This window comes from Sporolactobacillus sp. BBK16-2, assembly GCF_059878335.1.
In genome coordinates, this window is sequence record NZ_CM187611.1 from 1,994,912 (window position 1) to 2,013,157 (window position 18,246).

15 protein-coding genes and 1 riboswitch are annotated in these 18,246 nt (G+C 40.8%); of the genes, 5 read left to right on the top strand and 10 right to left on the bottom strand.

All coding sequences use genetic code 11. The features are described 5' to 3' along the window. Nucleotide 1 precedes the first annotated feature (1 nt). Nucleotides 2-1,099, bottom strand: a complete 1,098-nt coding sequence (gcvT, locus tag AC6F33_RS09990; RefSeq protein ID WP_480948296.1) for a glycine cleavage system aminomethyltransferase GcvT — start codon at nucleotides 1,097-1,099, stop codon at nucleotides 2-4. Between the two features lie 182 nt (nucleotides 1,100-1,281). Continuing rightward, nucleotides 1,282-1,372, bottom strand: a riboswitch (glycine riboswitch). Nucleotides 1,373-1,508: 136 nt separating this feature from the next. Between gcvT and AC6F33_RS09995 the strand changes: the two genes are divergently transcribed. Beyond that, entirely contained in the window at nucleotides 1,509-3,185 is a 1,677-nt protein-coding gene (locus tag AC6F33_RS09995; protein ID WP_500777046.1) for a DEAD/DEAH box helicase, read from the top strand. Next, nucleotides 3,163-3,966 (top strand): YqhG family protein, encoded by an 804-nt coding sequence (locus AC6F33_RS10000; RefSeq protein WP_500777047.1) that lies wholly within the window; start codon nucleotides 3,163-3,165, stop codon nucleotides 3,964-3,966. Before AC6F33_RS09995 ends, AC6F33_RS10000 begins: the two co-directional genes overlap by 23 nt. Here AC6F33_RS10000 and comGB read toward each other — a convergent pair. From comGB to AC6F33_RS10030, 6 genes are all read right to left on the bottom strand, one after another. After that, entirely contained in the window at nucleotides 3,953-4,984 is a 1,032-nt protein-coding gene (gene comGB, locus AC6F33_RS10005; protein WP_255749356.1) for a competence type IV pilus assembly protein ComGB, read from the bottom strand. The genes AC6F33_RS10000 and comGB overlap by 14 nt on opposite strands. Beyond that, a complete protein-coding gene (comGA, locus tag AC6F33_RS10010; RefSeq protein WP_500777048.1) occupies nucleotides 4,959-6,047 on the bottom strand; it encodes a competence type IV pilus ATPase ComGA in 1,089 nt (362 codons plus the stop codon). The genes comGB and comGA overlap by 26 nt, the downstream gene beginning before the upstream one ends. Before the next feature lie 155 nt (nucleotides 6,048-6,202). After that, nucleotides 6,203-6,589, bottom strand: coding sequence for a Spx/MgsR family RNA polymerase-binding regulatory protein (locus AC6F33_RS10015; RefSeq protein WP_255749358.1), 387 nt, complete (start codon nucleotides 6,587-6,589; stop codon nucleotides 6,203-6,205). Between the two features lie 142 nt (nucleotides 6,590-6,731). Next, nucleotides 6,732-7,868: a glucose-1-phosphate adenylyltransferase subunit GlgD gene (gene glgD / locus AC6F33_RS10020; protein ID WP_255749359.1), complete on the bottom strand. Its 1,137-nt coding sequence runs from the start codon at nucleotides 7,866-7,868 to the stop codon at nucleotides 6,732-6,734. Nucleotides 7,869-8,144: 276 nt separating this feature from the next. Beyond that, a complete protein-coding gene (locus AC6F33_RS10025; RefSeq protein ID WP_500777049.1) occupies nucleotides 8,145-9,515 on the bottom strand; it encodes a murein hydrolase activator EnvC family protein in 1,371 nt (456 codons plus the stop codon). Between the two features lie 366 nt (nucleotides 9,516-9,881). Next, nucleotides 9,882-10,883, bottom strand: coding sequence for a D-2-hydroxyacid dehydrogenase (locus AC6F33_RS10030; protein ID WP_500777050.1), 1,002 nt, complete (start codon nucleotides 10,881-10,883; stop codon nucleotides 9,882-9,884). A 350-nt stretch (nucleotides 10,884-11,233) separates the two neighbouring features. Here AC6F33_RS10030 and AC6F33_RS10035 point away from each other — a divergent pair, with 350 nt between their 5' ends. Further along, complete coding sequence (locus AC6F33_RS10035; RefSeq protein ID WP_255749365.1) at nucleotides 11,234-12,343, top strand: iron-containing alcohol dehydrogenase family protein; 1,110 nt, start codon at nucleotides 11,234-11,236, stop codon at nucleotides 12,341-12,343. Between the two features lie 122 nt (nucleotides 12,344-12,465). On the opposite strand, the gene AC6F33_RS10040 is transcribed toward AC6F33_RS10035, so the two are convergent. From AC6F33_RS10040 to AC6F33_RS10050, 3 genes are all read right to left on the bottom strand, one after another. Continuing rightward, nucleotides 12,466-13,596, bottom strand: coding sequence for an NADH-dependent flavin oxidoreductase (locus AC6F33_RS10040; protein WP_255749366.1), 1,131 nt, complete (start codon nucleotides 13,594-13,596; stop codon nucleotides 12,466-12,468). A 93-nt stretch (nucleotides 13,597-13,689) separates the two neighbouring features. Then, the gene (locus tag AC6F33_RS10045) at nucleotides 13,690-14,448 is read right to left on the bottom strand and encodes an exodeoxyribonuclease III (RefSeq protein ID WP_500778156.1); all 759 of its coding nucleotides are present in this window, start codon (nucleotides 14,446-14,448) and stop codon (nucleotides 13,690-13,692) included. Nucleotides 14,449-14,466: 18 nt separating this feature from the next. After that, nucleotides 14,467-16,239, bottom strand: a complete 1,773-nt coding sequence (locus AC6F33_RS10050) for an ABC transporter substrate-binding protein (protein ID WP_255749369.1) — start codon at nucleotides 16,237-16,239, stop codon at nucleotides 14,467-14,469. A gap of 155 nt (nucleotides 16,240-16,394) precedes the next feature. Between AC6F33_RS10050 and AC6F33_RS10055 the strand changes: the two genes are divergently transcribed. Further along, nucleotides 16,395-17,651 (top strand): MDR family MFS transporter, encoded by a 1,257-nt coding sequence (locus AC6F33_RS10055; RefSeq protein WP_500777051.1) that lies wholly within the window; start codon nucleotides 16,395-16,397, stop codon nucleotides 17,649-17,651. 25 nt (nucleotides 17,652-17,676) lie between these two features. Further along, nucleotides 17,677-18,234: a DEAD/DEAH box helicase family protein gene (locus AC6F33_RS10060; protein ID WP_480948306.1), complete on the top strand. Its 558-nt coding sequence runs from the start codon at nucleotides 17,677-17,679 to the stop codon at nucleotides 18,232-18,234. Nucleotides 18,235-18,246 lie beyond the last annotated feature (12 nt).

Below are 18,246 nucleotides of genomic sequence, written 5' to 3' on the forward strand. Positions count from 1 at the left end.
CTCAGGATCTTTTATAGAAAGGTGCTTTAACAACCTTTGCCTTTTTCCGTTTTCCTCGAATATCTACATCAAGCAAGGTTCCTAATTGAGTCCATTCAACAGCGACTAAAGCAAGCCCTAAGTTCTTGCCAAGGGTTGGAGATTGTGTTCCTGTCGTTACTTCGCCAACTTTAGTATCACCTGCGTAAACACTGTAATGTGTACGCGGGATTGCGCGGTCAATCATTTCAAGACCGATGACTTTACGTGTCAATCCTTCGTCTTTTTGCTGTTTCAATGCTGCCTTCCCTATAAACTCTCCAGTCTTTCCTGTTTTTACAGCAAAGCCTATTCCGGCTTCCAGCGGAGTTATAGATGAGCTTAATTCTTGACCATATAATGGCAGTCGCGCTTCGAAACGCAATGTATCGCGTGCGCCTAATCCACAGGGAATCAATCCATCCGCATCACCTGCAGCAAGCAGCAGATCCCAAAGCATAGATGCTTTTTCCCAAGGGCAGTAGATTTCAAGGCCATCCTCACCAGTGTAGCCTGTTCTTGAGACCAAGCAAGGTACGTCCTGTAGCGGAACTTGGGTGGCAAATTTAAAATGTTTAATGGTTGATAAGTCATAATTGGTAATTTTTTGAACAATTGATATGGCGAGCGGTCCTTGCACAGCAAGCAACGCTATTTTATCTGATTGATTGATCACTTTTAATTTTTCCGGAGCATGTTCGGAGAGCCAGTTGAAATCCTTTTCTATGTTCGCCGCATTGACAACGAGTTGGTATTTGTTTTGATCCAAGCAGTAGATCAATAAGTCATCGACAGTTCCGCCATTCTCATAACACATCGCAGTGTAGAGTGCGTCACCCGGTTGCGCCTTGGAAACGTCATTCGTGACCATCTTTTGAAGAAATTGTTCAGCTTCTTCGCCGCAAACCAAAAATTCGCCCATATGGGACACATCGAAAATACCTGCTGCTTTTCGTACTGCATTATGCTCGTTCTTGATTCCCGTAATTTGTACAGGCAACAGAAAGCCGCCGAAGTCAATCAGTTTTACATCATGGCTTTTGTAATAATCATACAATGGCGTTGTTTTCAATTCCGGCATTCCGTTATTCCTCCCGATAAGGTAAATTTGTGAATTAATCGATAAATAGAAATAAAATGAATGAAAGCAAAAAAGGACAGCAGAAGACACTATGCATGTCTTCCCCTGTCCTTATACCTGAAAGTTTATCGCTCACAAAAGCGGTATCCCCTTTGGTAGCCCCGTGGCACTCTCCAGAGGTGCGTCCATTGTAAGTCCTGTTTGCCTGAGAGATTCACTGTTCGTTTGCTCCTTCGGCGACCGCATTGAAGCGATCTCTCCCCACAACGTCATCCGCAATCCATTCAATTGAATAAAAATCGTTTAACTCAAGGCAATGTCGTACATACTAACAATGTTATCCTACCATTTTATCAGTGAAGTTAGCAATACTTTGTTCACAAAATTTTAACATATAAAGGTGTTTTCGATGAAGCCTCTTATCCAATTTGACAGAACCTGGCACGACTCATTCTTCAAACGAATAAATGAAGACGGACCCTGGGCGAAATCAGACCTCTTTTCACTTGCTTATCTAGCTGAAGAAGAGCGCAATGTCCCCTCATTCCATGGGCTGATTGCTCCCGGACGACTTCCTCAGCTCAAATTGCATCCTCACCAAATCGAGACAGCGCGAATTGTCATTGAAGAAATGCATGGCAAAGCCATTCTCGCGGATGAAGTCGGACTTGGCAAAACCATTGAAGCAGGATTAATCATTAAAGAATATATGATACGTGGACTCGTTAAAAAGGTGCTAATTCTAGTCCCCGCTTCCTTAGTCCTTCAATGGGTAACCGAGCTAAATACAAAATTCTACATACCCGCTGTCCCCCAGCGCAAAGCCTATGTCTGGAGTCAGTGTGATATTGTTGTCTCATCAATTGATACAGCAAAAAGGCAACCGCATCACGACATCATTATGGAGCAGGATTATGACTTAATTATTATTGATGAAGCGCATAAACTGAAAAACCATAAAACAAAAAACTACCAATTTGTCCAATCGCTAAAGAAAAAGTTTTGTCTATTGCTTACGGCAACACCGATCCAAAACCGTTTAAGTGAAATTTTTTATCTTGTGTCACTTTTGAAACCCGGATACCTTGGAGATGCTGAGAGCTTCTCGAAAAACTACAAATTGGGAATTCGTTCTGTAAAAAATGAAGACAAACTGAAAGCACTCGTTAATCAGGTCATGGTACGCAATCGCAGAGAGGATACAGGACTTCACTGGCCGAAGCGCATTATTAAATCCTTTGACATCCCTTTCTCAGAAGCCGAACAAACTTTCTATGAAAGTTTAAGCGATCTAAAAGAAAACAGTGTCATTCAGCCCTTTTCACTGCTTACTCTTCAACGGGAAGCATGCAGCAGTCGTGAAGCCGCTTTTGTCACTTTGAATAAAATATACAAATCTACAGCCACGCCGATGAACGAACGGTTGTGGCACAATCTTTTTGATAAATTAAACCGTGTGAATCAAAATGCTAAAGCAAATAAGGCTCTGGAATTAATCAAGCAGATTAACGATAAAGTTATTATTTTTACGGAATATCGTGCTACTCAGCTTTACCTGCAATGGTTTCTGAAAAAAAACGATATTTCTTCCGTTCCTTTTAGCGGAGGCTTCAGGAGAAACAAAAAAGATTGGATGCGCATGCTCTTTCAAAACAAAGTTCAAGTATTGGTTGCGACAGAAGCAGGCGGAGAGGGCATTAATTTGCAATTTGCAAGTCACTTGATTAATTATGATCTGCCTTGGAACCCGATGCGCATTGAACAGAGAATCGGGCGAATTCATCGACTTGGTCAAGAAAACGATGTACATATTTATAATTTTGCTACTCGTGGAACTGTTGAAAGCCACATTCTACATTTGTTATATAACAAAATTCACTTGTTTGAGCAAGTGATCGGTGACCTGGATAAAATTCTATCTCACATTGATTTAAAAAATGTCGATCAACAGGTCAGCCGTATTTTCGAAGAATCTGAGTCTGATGGGGAAATAAAGGTAAAGTTAGATAATCTCAGCAGTGTCATAAATTTTGAACAGAATCAATTAGAAACGGGGGATCACCATGCAGCAAGCGGAAATTCGTGATTTTCTCATCCGTTTTTTCTCAAGTTCGGACTGTTCGTTGCTTCCTGTCCAAAACCAATCTCAACTTAAGGTCAAATTAACAAAACAAATGGACAAATTGCTAATGAATCGACCCTTTTACTGGCATTACATTGAACAAATCGGTGCCGATGCGGAAACAGCGACCCTTACTTTCAGGTTCAATGATCAAAGCGATGAAGGAGAATTCATCCATTTCGGTTCCCCGCGCCTCCATCAAATTTTCAATACAGCGGAACAAATGGGACGCTATATCCGTCTTTATCAAGTTGTCTCTTCACAAGCCTCTCCCGCTTTGGAACCTTGGCTTGGAATAAATATGAAAATCAGTTATCAATGCGATTTAAAAAAAGATCGTTTGATTTCTATTGGCCTTCAAATGGTAAACGGAACACTCATTGAAGGCTTTCAATCCATGCTAGGCAAACTTGAACTCATTGCGAGACTCCCGGATTATTGCTACACTTTGAGTCCGTTGATCACTGTCAAAAGCGGCATTCAGCGAATTGAACGATTTATCGCATCTGAATTGGAAACGGAACCGTTTGAATGGGCGAATCAGGCGAGCGAACGATGGAAGAAAGATGAAGATTTGCTTGATGCTTTTTATGAACAGGCAGAGAAAAAACCGGAACGATATAATCAGGAAAAAAAAGCATTAGAGGAGCAATATAAACCGAGAATAAACGTCAGATTGATCAACGCCGGTCTTTTCTATTTGCAATCATCAACGTTCATGCCTCAATTTATTAAAGACCGTTAATCATTTGAAAAACCGGCAACAAAATAGAAAGAAATAAAACGAGTACAAATCCGCCGATAATGATCAGAACGATGGGCTGAGTGATCGAAAGCAGCCATTGTGTCTTTTGTTCCATTCGTTTCATAAGCTCGCCGCTTAGACGATACAGTGCATTTCCAAAAGAACCTTGTTCACAGCCTTGTTTGATTATCATTTGAAATTCAGGCAAATAGTAAATAATGCCTTCGATCGACGATTCAAAGGGATGACCTTGGATTAATAGTTCTTCGATTCTTTTGGATTCTAATTTCAAAAATGGTGAAGCCCCTTTTTTAGAGAGAATGTCGATACCCTGTTTTATTGTCAGCCCTGAACGAAGCAGTCCGCTTAATTGAAAGGCTAATTGATGGGTAAAATGTATCCGAACAAACTCGTTAAGAAACGGAACCCGCGCTGCAAATGAGATTCTCTTCAAAAGTGCGCAGCGCCGATATACATACAAGCCTAATAGGATGGCAAAGATCAAACAGGCAATGATCACCAGTATGGTCATCATGTGGGCCGCAAGATAGAGCATCATTCGAGTGATGGCAGGAAGTTCGAGCGAGAGCGACTGATAGAGCTGAATAAAGTTAGGGAGAAGAAACTTACCGACTACATACAGAACAAGTGAGAGAAACCATAGGAGAAAAAGCGGATAGCGCATTAAACGACGCAAAGTCTGAGCATAGAGCTCGCGGCGCAGGATCATCGTGCCGTTCTCAATCAGCGCCTCCGGTAATGCACCGGTCGCTTCCGCAAAATAAATGACACTCGCTACATCTTGTGGAAATTTATCATCGCGAAGGATCTCATGCAGCTTACTTCCTGCTTTCAAACGATCAATCATCCTTTCTATCTTTAAACGAAAAAATTTCTGCTTCCGACCCGCCTGTAATGCCAATGCGATATTCAATGGATAGCCGTTTTTCAAGCTTTCACCTAGATCAACTAACAACTGTGCCTGCTCTTTCTTAGTCCAATTTTTTTGAAAAGCCATCTGAATTCCTCCCTGCTGTATTTTTGGGAATCCAGCCTGTTTCAATACCTTCTTCCAGATAGTCCTCAATTGTTTTATAAGATGACGCTGCAGGGCGCGACAGCTGCCCCGACAAATAATCGTGAAGCGGCATACCTGCGAGAATTTCGTAAACTCCTGTTCGTTTCGGATGATGACGATGCGGACAATTACGATCACAGGCTTTTCCGCAGTCAGGGCATTGAATGGTCACCAGCCTCTCAGCAATAACCGCCGTAAGGGTCTCCTTCAAGTCAAATTTAGGTATTCCCAATTCAAACATTCTCTGTAATGTTGACAACGCATTTGAAGCATGAACGGTCGAAAGTACCAGATGCCCAGTTAACGACGCACGCACCGCAATTTTTGCCGTTTCTTCATCACGAATTTCCCCGATCATAATAATATCTGGATCATGCCTTAGAATCGCGCGAAATCCTTTGGCATAAGTAAAATTTGCCTTTTCATTCACTTCCATTTGGATAAATGAGTCATTCTTCTTTTCAATGGGATCTTCAATGGTAATCACTCGTGCGTGGTATCTTCTTTGCAACGTAGAAAGCAATGCATAGAGAGTTGTCGTCTTCCCGGAACCTGTGGGACCCGATATGAGAATTAGTCCGTTTTCATAAGCAAGCAAGGAAGCAAGTCCACGTTTCGCTTCATCAAAGACGGTTAATTCTTCAATAGTAAGTTCATTTCTATGAGGAAGGATTCGAATCACAAGACTTTCATTGTTCGGGGTAGGCAACACAGACATACGTAATGAAACAGGGACACGATTGATGACCATTTGCATCGCTCCGCTTTGAGGAAGACGATGTTCGCCAATATCCATTCCCGAACAAAACTTAAAGTGGTTGATGATGCGCTCTGCTGACAATGCATCAAAAACTTCATGTTCAAAAAGATATCCATTAATCCTGAACTCTACCAACGTGTTGTCAATTCTCGGGGTAAAATGAATATCTGAGGCACCGACACTGCATGCTTCATTCAGCAATTGCCGGCTTTGTTTTACTGTATTCTTTTCCAATTGATCCATAGCACCACCTGCTTTCATTGTGAAATAAAAACAGGCTCGTTTCCGGTTTTCAGGGGTAATTAAATATTCCACAATCAGCCCTGATTTTCCTTCTTTTCCATAAGAAAATTAATCATTCAAGCGGCCGGCATCACAGATGCCGACCGCAAACAATCCTATCCAATTGATTTTTCCTTTTGGAGCGTCTTATTAAATGCAAGCCGTTGCAGATCCTCTTGATGGTAACCCACGATCAGATGCTTCCCATCGGTAATGATTGGTCGTTTTAATAGTTTTGGCTCATCAGAGAGAAGTTGAAGAGCCTTACTCAGCGGCAAATCATTCAAATTTACATTCAATCGCTTATACGTTTCGCTACGTGTTGCGAGTAAATCATCAATTCCCGATTTTGATAATTTGATCAGCTCCATCAACTCGTTTGCATCAGGTCGATTGCGAAAAAGATGGCGTTCTTCATAGCTCACATGATGATCCTTAAACCATCCTTTTGTTTTTCTGCAAGATGTACAACTTGGGTATGTGTAGAAAATCAGTTTGCTCATTAGCTTCCCTCCTTGAATTAATTTAGCCCTTATTAATCTATTACCCTTTTTTAACGAATTGAAACCATTAATCATCACCATACGACACGAAATTTTATTAATTATTTTTTGTGGTTTTAGAAGATTGTTTATCCGACACTCGTTATGTTCCTAAATAGATCGTTGATTTCTTTTCAATGACGATTGGATGCTCAACCGAGCCAATGATTCTTGATCCCGGTTCAATATGAACTTCTTTGTCCATAATTACATTTCTCAAATAAACGCCTTTACCAACAACGCAACCTTTCATAAGAATTGATCCAATGATTTTCGATTCCATATCAATAGTAACATTGCGTGAAAGAAGTGAATGGCTGATCATTCCGTTAATCATGCAACCATTGGCTACAAGTGAATTCGATACAGCAGCGTTTTTTCCATAATATGAAGGCACTTCATTTTTTATCTTTGTATGAATTCGATACTCACCTCCAAAAAGTGCACTCCGATTTGACTCTTCAATCATATCCATGTGGGCATCATAATAGGATTTGATCGAATGAATGTTTTTAAGATAGCCGGTATATTCGTAACCATTTGTCTTAATTTTTTTTACGGATTGATGGAGCGCATCGCGCAAACTGTAAACCTCATTCCATGCCATGAACCGTCTAATTAGTTTCGTAAAAAGCGAACACCTCATGACATAGATTTCCATATTCACTGCAGATGGGCCATCCTGGTTAAGCAAACAGGATTTCATTTTACGAACGCAGTTATTTTCATCCAATTCAATGCAAGTCACTGGTTGATCGTCTGTGTCAAAACCAGAAACCGTTTTGTAGACTAATGTGATTTCAGCTTTTTGTTCTAAATGATGACGCAAAATCGCTTGAATATCAATTGTGCATAAAGCACGTGAACCCATAATCACAACAAAATCAGATCTTGATTTTTCAATAAATTCCAAATTATTATGGAAAGCCTCAAGATTATCGCGAATCAGTCCATTGACCTGCTCAGTACCTGAATCAAAAAAGAATATTCCTCCATTGAGGCTGTCCAGATCCCAATCACTGCCGCTTAAAACATGGTCATAAATGGATCGATATTGCCCATTCATAAAGATACCAATTGATTCTACACCAGCAGATACAAGATTGGATAAGGGAAAATCGATGAGTCGATATCTGCTGCAAAATGGCAATCCAGCAACTGGTCGATACCTAGTAAGCGGATTCGTTAACTGTTTCGATTCGGACAGATTTAAGATACCGCAAATTTTATAGTGATTCATTGTGGTCACCCCCGCACATGTGCCTCTTATGATATAGATAAATATATTCATAAATGAATACAGTATGTTTCACAATATCATAAGGCAGATGACCGAACCTTCAGCACCTCCTGTCAGAATAATATAACCCGCTTTGAATATGGGAAATTCTTCTCCGACCTTGCAATACGAATGAGCAATACCAAACAATTTTATATTAGAAAAACCGAAGTGGTTGGTTCACTCCGGCATTCTGCATTTTCTATTTATTTGTTTTTTTACACTAAAGAATTTACATCAGTGGATAAAATTCAATGGATTAACAGCTCCATTGTGCGGTGGCGGAGTCCAGCGGCCATTGTAAAGTTCAAAATGAAGATGCGTACCAAATGATTCGCCTGTATTGCCCATTGCTCCGATTGACTGACCCTGTGACACACTTTGACCATCGGAAACGTAAATTGCTGACAAATGTGCATAAACAGTAGTATAAAGCTGTCCATTGATGACATGTGAGATCATGACACAATTTCCGTAACTTGACGAAGTATATGCCTTGAACACCGTGCCGTCTGCAGCGGCGTGAATCGGAGTACCGGTGCTGTTCGCAATGTCGATTCCAGGATGAAATTCACCGTCAAATGATCGATAGCCAAAACCGGAAGAAATATAACCCGCTGCCGGCATAATGAACTGACTGCTGCTTTTTTCTTCTGAATCACTTGAAGACGTAGAAGTAACCGTCTCAGCAGCCGTCTGGGTGTTATTCGAAACAGTAACCGATTTTGCTGAAGCTGTCTCTGTCTTCGCCTTCTCGTTCTGTTTTTCCTGTGCCTCTTGCTTCGCTTTCGCTTCAGCAGCCGCCCGCTCTTTCGCCTTTGCCTGCTGTGCGGCAAAATTCGCTAATTGCTGCTTAATGACCGATTCTTGAGCACTCAAAATACCTGTTTGCTCATTGGACGACATCACTGTCTTTTCAATATCTGATGCCTGATTTTTCAATTCTCCAAGCAAATTCTGCTTATGTTCATTTTCTTGCTTAAGACTAGTATTCATTGTTTGAAGATTATGTAGATCGTTCGTTGTTTGATCGAGAACCGTTTGAAGCCTTTTGCGTTTTGTAACCTGTGCCTGCTTATCTTGTTTCTGATCATTAATTATTTTATTATCTTGATCGGTAATCATTTTCAAAACAAGCAGCCGATCAAGAAAATTACCGAAACTCTTCGAGCCCATTAAAACATCTAGATAGCTGACCGCGCCACCGCTTATATAAATGGATCGCAATCTGCCTTTAAGCAGCTCGGTACGTGTATCAATACGTGCATCAATTTTTTTTATTTCTTTCTTTAGTTGAACCACACTTGCTTTGTTTTGACGAACTCTTTCTTTGGTATTGTCGATTTTGTTACTCATGGAGGCAATCTTTTTATCTGATTCTTTAATATTTTTGATCACTGTATCTTGCTTCTTCTGATTCTCAGAAAGATTCTTTTTCGAAGCAGCTAGTTTATCCTTATTTTGTTGTTTTTGATTTTGAATATCATTTAGCTTATTGTTAAGTTTCGTTTGCGTATCCGCGAATACAGTTCCACTGTTAATTCCCAATATCAAGGAGCAAGAAAGACATATCGTCGTTATCATTTTAATTTTCGTTGGTTTGAACATAACTCTACTCCTTACGCACATCAAGAAAGCACGTACAATTTATCTTATTTGAAAAAGCCTGCTCTGCTTGCTATGAGATTATCTTACTAGAAACTTATTTGCCTAGTTCTATTATAACAACACATTGCGCGTTTTTCCGACAAAATTTGATTACATCTTTGTTTCGATTGATAAAAAAAGATTAATAGATTGTAAGTCATATTAGAAAACTCGGCTTCGCCAATCCGCTGGCAAACCATTTGTTGCATCAACACTGAAGTTCTCTAAATCTTTATCCTTACTTGTTAATGTAATAAAGGGATCCCCTTTAATTTGGAGATCCCTTTGTTAAGCCTATTCGTCAATTAGTATGATGCAATCAAAGCATTAATAGCCGAGATTACGATTCACAATATTTTCCAGGGGTTTGTTCTTGCTGAATTTATCTATATTTCTCTTAATCAATGATGCCCTTTTACTATACTTGCCAGGTCCTACTCCCAATGAGTGAGAGGTGATCAGCAAATTAGGGAGATCCCACAGTTGGTTATTCTCGGGCAGCGGCTCATTTTCGGTCACATCAAGACCTGCACCACCAATTTCTCCCGAACTCAGCGCATGAATCAAAGCACGTTCGTCAACGGTGCCCCCTCGCCCAACATTGATGAAAATTGCGCCGTTCTTCATTGACTCAAAGCTTTTGTTGTTGAATACATGCTCGGTTTCCTTAGTTAAAGGAAGTACATTGATAACAAAATCCGAAGCAGCAAGCACCTTATTAAGATCGTCCATTGTGAAAACTTCATCTGCATCCTCCGGAACCTTTCCTGCCGTTCTTTTTACAGCAAGAATTTGAGCGCCGAATGCTTTTAACCGATGAGCAATTTCCGACCCTATGTCGCCGTAACCGATGATTGCGACCGTTGAACCGTCAATCTGCAGACACTGATTTCCTGAGTTCCAGATTCGCCTCTCCGTTTGCTTTACATAAAGTGGAATTTCTCTTGTGAGTGCAAGAAGAAGCGCCATCGTATGTTCCGCCCCTAACACCCCGAACACACCGCTGGCATTGGTGAGCGTCACATCTCGTGCCAGATCCGGATGCTGCGCCATTTGATTTGCGCCTGCACTCGGCAACTGCAGCCAGCGCAGCGAAGGCATTGCTCGGAGCAATTTAGCTGAGGGACCGCCGATAAATGCCACAGCATCCTCGATAGAGACATCGCTAGGAACCTCTTCATTCCATACAGTGATAAACTCAAATCGATCCGCGTACTCTTTTTTCAATTCTTCAACGTCAATTTCAGGCAAATTGAATTCTTCATCAAAACCAAATAGGATCTTCTCCAACTTGTTCACCCGTCTTTCTGTTTCCAAAGTCTTGAGCACTTTATAGAAAACTCATCTTTCTAAACTAATCATTTCATTCATAAGTATAGTAAAATCGGCGTGATGAAGCCATAAAAAGGCTCTATGGGCTATCGAATTAAAATTATGCTATATTTGCATTATAAAGTACAATAAAAAAGATTGGTTTTTCAAACGCTTTTGGATTGACGCTTCATTAGCAAGCGACTAGTATAAAGTTCACACTGTTGGTTTTATCCATAAATCATAAGCGATGTACCATTTTGTATTCAATATTTTTATCAGCTCATTACCTTCATTTTGAATGACACAAGAGAGCACAAACAAAAATCAAAACAAATGAACAGGATCTTTTTAAGGAGAGAAGACACATGACATTGCAATTAATCTCAAGAATTGCCCCGCAAGAATATATTTCGGAAGTTGGTGCTTACGATCGGCTAGCGTCGGCACTCGAAGCACGTTTTATCAAACGTGTACTTTTTCTTCATGGCACAAAATCTCTGAAAAAGGCGTCTAGCTATCTGCCGGATCTAACGAAAAAAGGTTTCCAGGTCATCGATGTTCAATTTAATGGCGAGTGCTCGAACAATGAAATTCAGAGAATAATTGATTTGGTCAAAAACGATAAAATTGACGCAATCATCGGACTTGGCGGTGGAAAGGTATTAGATACAGCGAAAGCTGCCGGATATAAAGCCGGATCGGTCCCAGTCATCCTGCTCCCAACAATGGCCAGCAATTGTGCCGCGTGGTCCTGTCTTTCTGTGCTCTATAAAGACAACGGCGAATGTATCGGTCATGAAATCTATCCGTCACAAACCAGTCTCGTTCTTGTTGAACCACGAGTGATCTTGGACTCGCCAATTGATTATTTTATCGCCGGTGTGGCAGATACCATTGCGAAATGGTATGAATCTGATCTGTTGCTTCAGCAAGCAACTCGAAGAAGCCTCGCACTCTTCTTCGCTCGAGAAGCTGCACGTCAATGTCTTGAAATTCCTCTGAATCACGCAGAAAAAGCTATTCAGGATATGCGAGACGGCAAGCTTACCGACGATTGGACTCAAGTCATGGAAACAAATATTATGGCAAGCGGATTGGTTGCAGGATTCGGTGATGAATACGGCAGAGCAACGGCGGCTCACGCAGTTCATGATGCACTCACCATCAGGCCGGAAACACATCATCTGCTCCATGGAATAAAGGTATCTTATGGTCTTTTAGTGGAATTGGTTATTGAGAACAAGCCGAAAGAAATGCAGCGTCTGTTGCCCTTTTACCGTGCGCTCGGACTCCCTCTGTCTCTAGCCGATCTCTCATTAGGTAATTTAACCAACAATGAAATTCGAGAGATTGCTGTCTCTGTTCTAAAACCGACTTCACTGATCCATATGCATCCGATGAAGTGCACAGTTGATACCGTGTATAACGCGATGATCGAACTGGAAAAATGGTCAGCACAAAATGCTGTAAAGTAATTTAAAAGGCTTCGTGTTCACCACAGAATTTGCTTCGGCAAAGCGGTAGCTTTCACGAATCCCTGTTTATTGTATATAAACGAAATAGGAGTGAACCACTATTAGTGATTCACTCCTATTTTTTATTCTCTTTGAGTAATTGGAAACCAGCCTTTCCGTTTCGTGATAATCGACCATAGGCAGTCCGGAACAACCAGTTCGCTTTGTTGATCTAAATTAAGGGCAGTTTTAATTTGATTCGTCTTACCGTTTCTCACCTTATCCGACCAGTCTGGGTCCATGATTGCTTGACGTCCCAATGCAATCAGATCAGCACCATCACGTAATCCGGCTACAGCTTGCTCAGGAAAATGAATACCTCCTACCGCGATCAAAGGAACTTTTCCATCTATATGCTGCGCAATTCGATGAATAATTGTTGGTGCATCTTCTTCGCTCCCATTAGGTCGAGAAGAACTATCACCTTGAGACACATGAATGTAATGAATACCTCGTTTCATGAGTTCATCTATTAATTGAAGCGTATCATTTAGGTCATATCCTCGATCATGGAACATTTCTTCCGGAGACAGACGATACCCGACAATGAATGAATCATCTCCATACTTCTTAGCAATAGCGTTTACTTCTTCAAGAACTGAAAGTGGGAATTTCAAGCGGTGTTCTAAGCTACCGCCCCATTGATCATTTCTTCTATTGAAATGTGCCGAAACAAATTGTTGGATCAAATAATGATTTGCGCCATGAATTTCTACACCATCAAATCCAGCTCTGATTGCCTGACGAACTGCGATTCCATATTCCCGAATGACTGTTTCGATCTGCTCATCGCTCATAGCCACCGGAACTTCATTCGGTTCGGAATAGGAAGGAACGGCACTTGCACTATATAGTTGACCGAATAACGTGTACGCTCTTTTTGCTTCGCTTCCCCCATGATGAATTTGGAGAATAGCCTTGGCCCCGCCAGATTTCATCGCATCAGCCATCTTCTTCAACCGAGGCAAAACGGCATCGTCAAAGGCAATAAATTGTCGGTCAAAAGCCACACCAGTAGGTGAGACAGCAATGCAAGCAGATATAAATAAACCAGCTAGTCGCGCCCGCCGTTCATAATAAGCAATCTCCTGGTCAGACACCGTACCATTTATATTTCCCGACCAAGTCGTCATTGGAGCAATCGCAAGCCGGTTTTTCAATTTTATACCATTCGGTAATGTTAAAGGTTGGAACAAAGGATCATAATTATTCACTTTAATAAACATCCTTTCTATATAACTGCACGTCATCACAAAAGTATGAATTAATAGTCTCACTACTTCGACAAGAGCTCCGCGCCAACCATCTTATTCAGTAAGTTCAAGTTCGACAGGGCAATGATCAGATCCGATTACATCTCGGAGAATTTTGGCATCAATGATGTGTTCTTTCAATCGTTGTGATGTGACAAAATAGTCAATACGCCAACCGATATTCCTTTGTCTTGCGTTAAATTGGAACGACCACCATGAATAAGCACCGGTCTGATCCGGATAAAGCGTCCGATAGGTGTCAATAAATCCATTGCTCAGCAAAGCAGAAAAATCTGCACGTTCTTCCTGAGTAAAGCCTGAGTTTCCACTGTTATTCCGCGGATATGTCAGGTCTATTTCCTGATGAGCAACATTCAAGTCTCCGCAAAAGATGACCGGCTTAATCCGATCTAATTTTTTAATATAGTTTGTAAATGCCGCACCCCACTGAAGCCGATAGTTTAGTCGAGTTAAATCACGTTTTGCATTAGGTGTATAAACCGTCATCAAATAGTAGCTTTCATACTCAAGTGTAATCAGTCTTCCCTCTTGATCATGTGCTTCGATACCCATTCCATAGGTAACATTAATGGGTTCTTTTTTAGTGAAAATTGCCGTTCCGGAGTAACCTTTGCGCACAGCATCATTCCAATATTGAAAATATCCCGGCGTTTCAAATTGAACTTGATCTCGATGCATTTTCGTTTCTTGAATGCATAGTGCGTCAACTCCGGTTTCTTGTAGCCAAGCGTAAACATCCATTTTCCGCTGCAAGGCGCGAAAACCATTTACATTCCATGAGATAAATTTCATCATATTCTCCTTAATTAGTCATGTTTCCGCGGATAAGTCAGGTTTAATCCATAATTTGCTGAAATCAGCCCAACCAAACGCATTTAGTTTAATACCTTCTAGAGCCGAATGAAAGGTTACTTCTCGGCGGCTGTGATATGTATAGATGAGTAGTCTTTCATTTCTCACATAATTTTCAATCAGATGGAAGACTCGGTATCTTGCAGCCCTGTTCCCTGCTTGAAGAAATTGGTCGATTAAAAGGTCAATCCTACATGCCTGTTTTTGATTGATCAATCGTCGAATTAAGCTGCTTTCATCTCGAAATAGATGAGCAATACCAAGTTCGAGATTTTCTTCCATCACTTCTCCGCCAAGTACCATATCCGCTTCATGGGTTAGCTTCTCATTATAGAAATCGCTCATCGACAATGGATAGAGTTCAAGGTTCATTCCTATTTGTTTCGCTCGTTCCTGAATCCACTGTGCATCTGCTTTCACTGGCGGGTGATCAAAATAATAGAATTTAAGCTTTTGTCCACCATAATTACTTAAAGAAAGGTAGTGTTTCATTTGACCATCCGTAACAGAAACTTGCAGTGAATCTCCAGATTGCGTTTCAAGAAAACTATTTGAGATTCGAATGCGATCTCCTCCGAGTTCACAAATCATCGCTTGACGATCAATAATCAAATCTATCGTTTTTCTAAACCAGTAATCCTGTTGCGGTCCGGCTTTCTTAAAATTGAACATAATATAATTGCTGCCGATTTCCTCATGAATCTCTTCATGAGCGGAAGATTGACGCTGTGTGTTAGGTACATCATAAATTTTCTGCTGGCTGATCAGATTCGGCGCATAATAGAGTTCCACTCGATTCAGTAATGCACACAGGCTGAAATAATCTCCGAAACGTTCGAGTACAAGTTGTTTACTATTGTATTTTACGATTCTAAAGGGACCTGTTCCAATAATGTGACTCGGATTGAATCCAACATCGGCAGAAAGAATGGCTAGATTTAAGGAACTGAAAAAAAGCAGAGCTGGTGTTGGTTTGGTAAAGATTAACGTTAGCGCATAGGGATGATGAGCAGAAACATGACTCAATGATTGAAAAAACCAACGGCACGGTACCTGATTCGACGGGTCGCATATACGCCTAATGGTGAACAGAACATCCTCTGAAGTCAACTCTCTCCCATGGTGAAAGGTGACTCCTTTTCGCAGATAGAATGTCCACTTCTTCTGATCTGATGATGCTTCCCAAGAATGAGCCAGATGAGGTACGAAAGTATCTGAATCTATATTATAGTTTATTAAACAATCAAACAGCTGCCGGGCAATATGCGATTCACTCGTTATTGCGGCAAACGCGGGATCCAATGTCGCGAGCTGACGTCTCATTGGAATACGTAAAATATCCATTTCCTTAGACTTCTTATTTTCCGTTCGATAGCCGAATTCTTGTTTCATTGTTTTATAGCATTTCTCTGATAAGGAATCAGGCAGTGAATGCGATTGAATAAAAGCGAGTGCCTTGTCTAATTGATGCGACTTAATAAATTGATCAATCTGCTCCTCAACGAATGAACTCAAAGGTTTGAGAAAAGCTACCTGCGATTTATTGCCCCTCCCTCGCCCGCTCACCCAATGAATCCAATGGTTATTTTCTAGTTTATGAATAATCAGTTTTGCATTGCGCTCGGAGCAATAAAAAATCCGTGCACACTCACTGATACTTGTCTCCACTTGTTTATGAGATGCATGAGCTTTAGCCAAATAGAATTCTGTGTAATAATCAAATGCATTCATCCAATTCCCCGCTTCCCTTTCCCTTCCTCATTTCATTGTACGCGATTTCCTCTGCAAAAAAGGGGAAATGATTTATTTCATTTTACACTTTTTTCATTGTTACGTTTATACAACAATGAAGTATACCAATTGCAACAACGACAGGGGCTGAACGCATGAACACATTTCTAAGTTTGCACAGGAATATTAAAATTCGACTGCTCACTTCCTTTATTTCACGATTTGTCGGGAATATGGTTTTCCCATTTATGGCCATATACTTTGCAAAAGAGTTCGGTACCGCGACAACTGGCTTTCTTCTTTTACTCAATGTGATGGCTTCATTGAGCGTAAGTTTCTTCGGAGGTTATACTTCCGACCGCTTCGGCAGAAAACGAATTATGATCATCGCTCAACTGATACAAATCGTCGCTTTTTCATTAATGGCAGCAGCAAATTCTCCTTGGTTCTTGTCACCGGAAATTACGTTTGTGATGATGCTCCTTCAAAGTATCAGCAGCGGTTTCATGAATCCCGCCGCTGAAGCAATGTTGATTGATGTAAGCACAAAAGAGAATCGGCAATTTATGTACAGTGTCAATTACTGGTCGGTGAATCTTTCAATTGCTGCCGGGACCATTATCGGAGGCTTGTATTTTAACAGCCATCGGTTCACGCTTTTTATCATTCTGACTGTAACCTCGCTATTTGTTTTCAGTCTACTCGCATTCTTTATGAATGAAAGTAACACACAGAGTACTTCAAAGGATCAAACGGCGAACATCAATCGGTTCATTCGAGATATGAGCAAGAGCTACCAAACAGTCATGACCGACCATCGCTTTCTCGTTTTTTGTCTCGCTCATTTACTGATTCTTTCACTCGAATTTCAAATGAACAACTATATAGCGATACGCCTGTCGCGCGAGTTTCATTCATTGATCTGGAACAGAAGTGTAGACGGCTTGACCTTACTGAGTTGGCTGCGTGTTGAGAACACTGTACTCATCGTTTTATTTACATTACTTGTCAACCAATGGATGAAGCATTATCGTCCTCATTATGTTCTTTTTACCGGACTCGTCCTTTATAGTTCCGGCTATGTAATACTCGCGTTTAGTAATCACTGGCTGCTTCTGTTCTTCATGATTATTGTATCTTCATTGGGGGAGCTGATGTATGTTCCAAATTGCCAAACGATGCTCGCCTCCATGGCACAGGAACATGTACGCGGTGCATACATGGCTGTGTACGGACTTGTTTTCCAAGGTGCAAAAATCATTGGGTCGCTTGGTGTCATTATTGGTGCTTTTCTTCCATCGTTCGGGATGGCTATTCTTTTTACGCTACTCAGTTGTGCCGGTATCTATTGCTTTTACTGGTCAATCCACATGAAGCAACAGAAAATCATCAGTAAAATGATAAACACATAAATTAAAAAACATGGAGGAACTGCCTATGAGATTCGTACTCATATTCGGACCGCAAGCGGTTGGAAAGATGACCGTTGGGCAAGAACTTGCTAAGATAACCGATTTGAAATTGCTCCATAATCACATGACTATTGATCCACTTGTGCCTTTATTCGGTTTTACACCTGAAATGTGGCGACTGTGTCATATGTTCCGAAAAGAGATATTCAAATCAGCAGTCTGCAGTAATATGTACGGCATTATTTTCACAACCGTATGGGCTTTTAACAAGAAAGAGGATTGGATGAATATAAATGAAATTTGCCAACTTTTTAGAGCAAAAGGGGCAGATATCTATTTTGTCGAATTAGAGGCATGTACCGATATTCGGCTTCAGCGAAATCGAACCCCGCATCGACTCGCTGAAAAACCAACGAAAAGAAACATTGAACAATCCGAGCAAAACTTGCTTGAATCAGTGAAAACGGATCGTCTGAACTCACGTCAAGGTGAAATAAAAGAAAAAAATTATTTACGGATTAATAATACTTATTTAAACGCCGAGCAAGTCGCCTTAAAAATAAAGCAGACATTCCATTTATAAAAATGGTTTGCG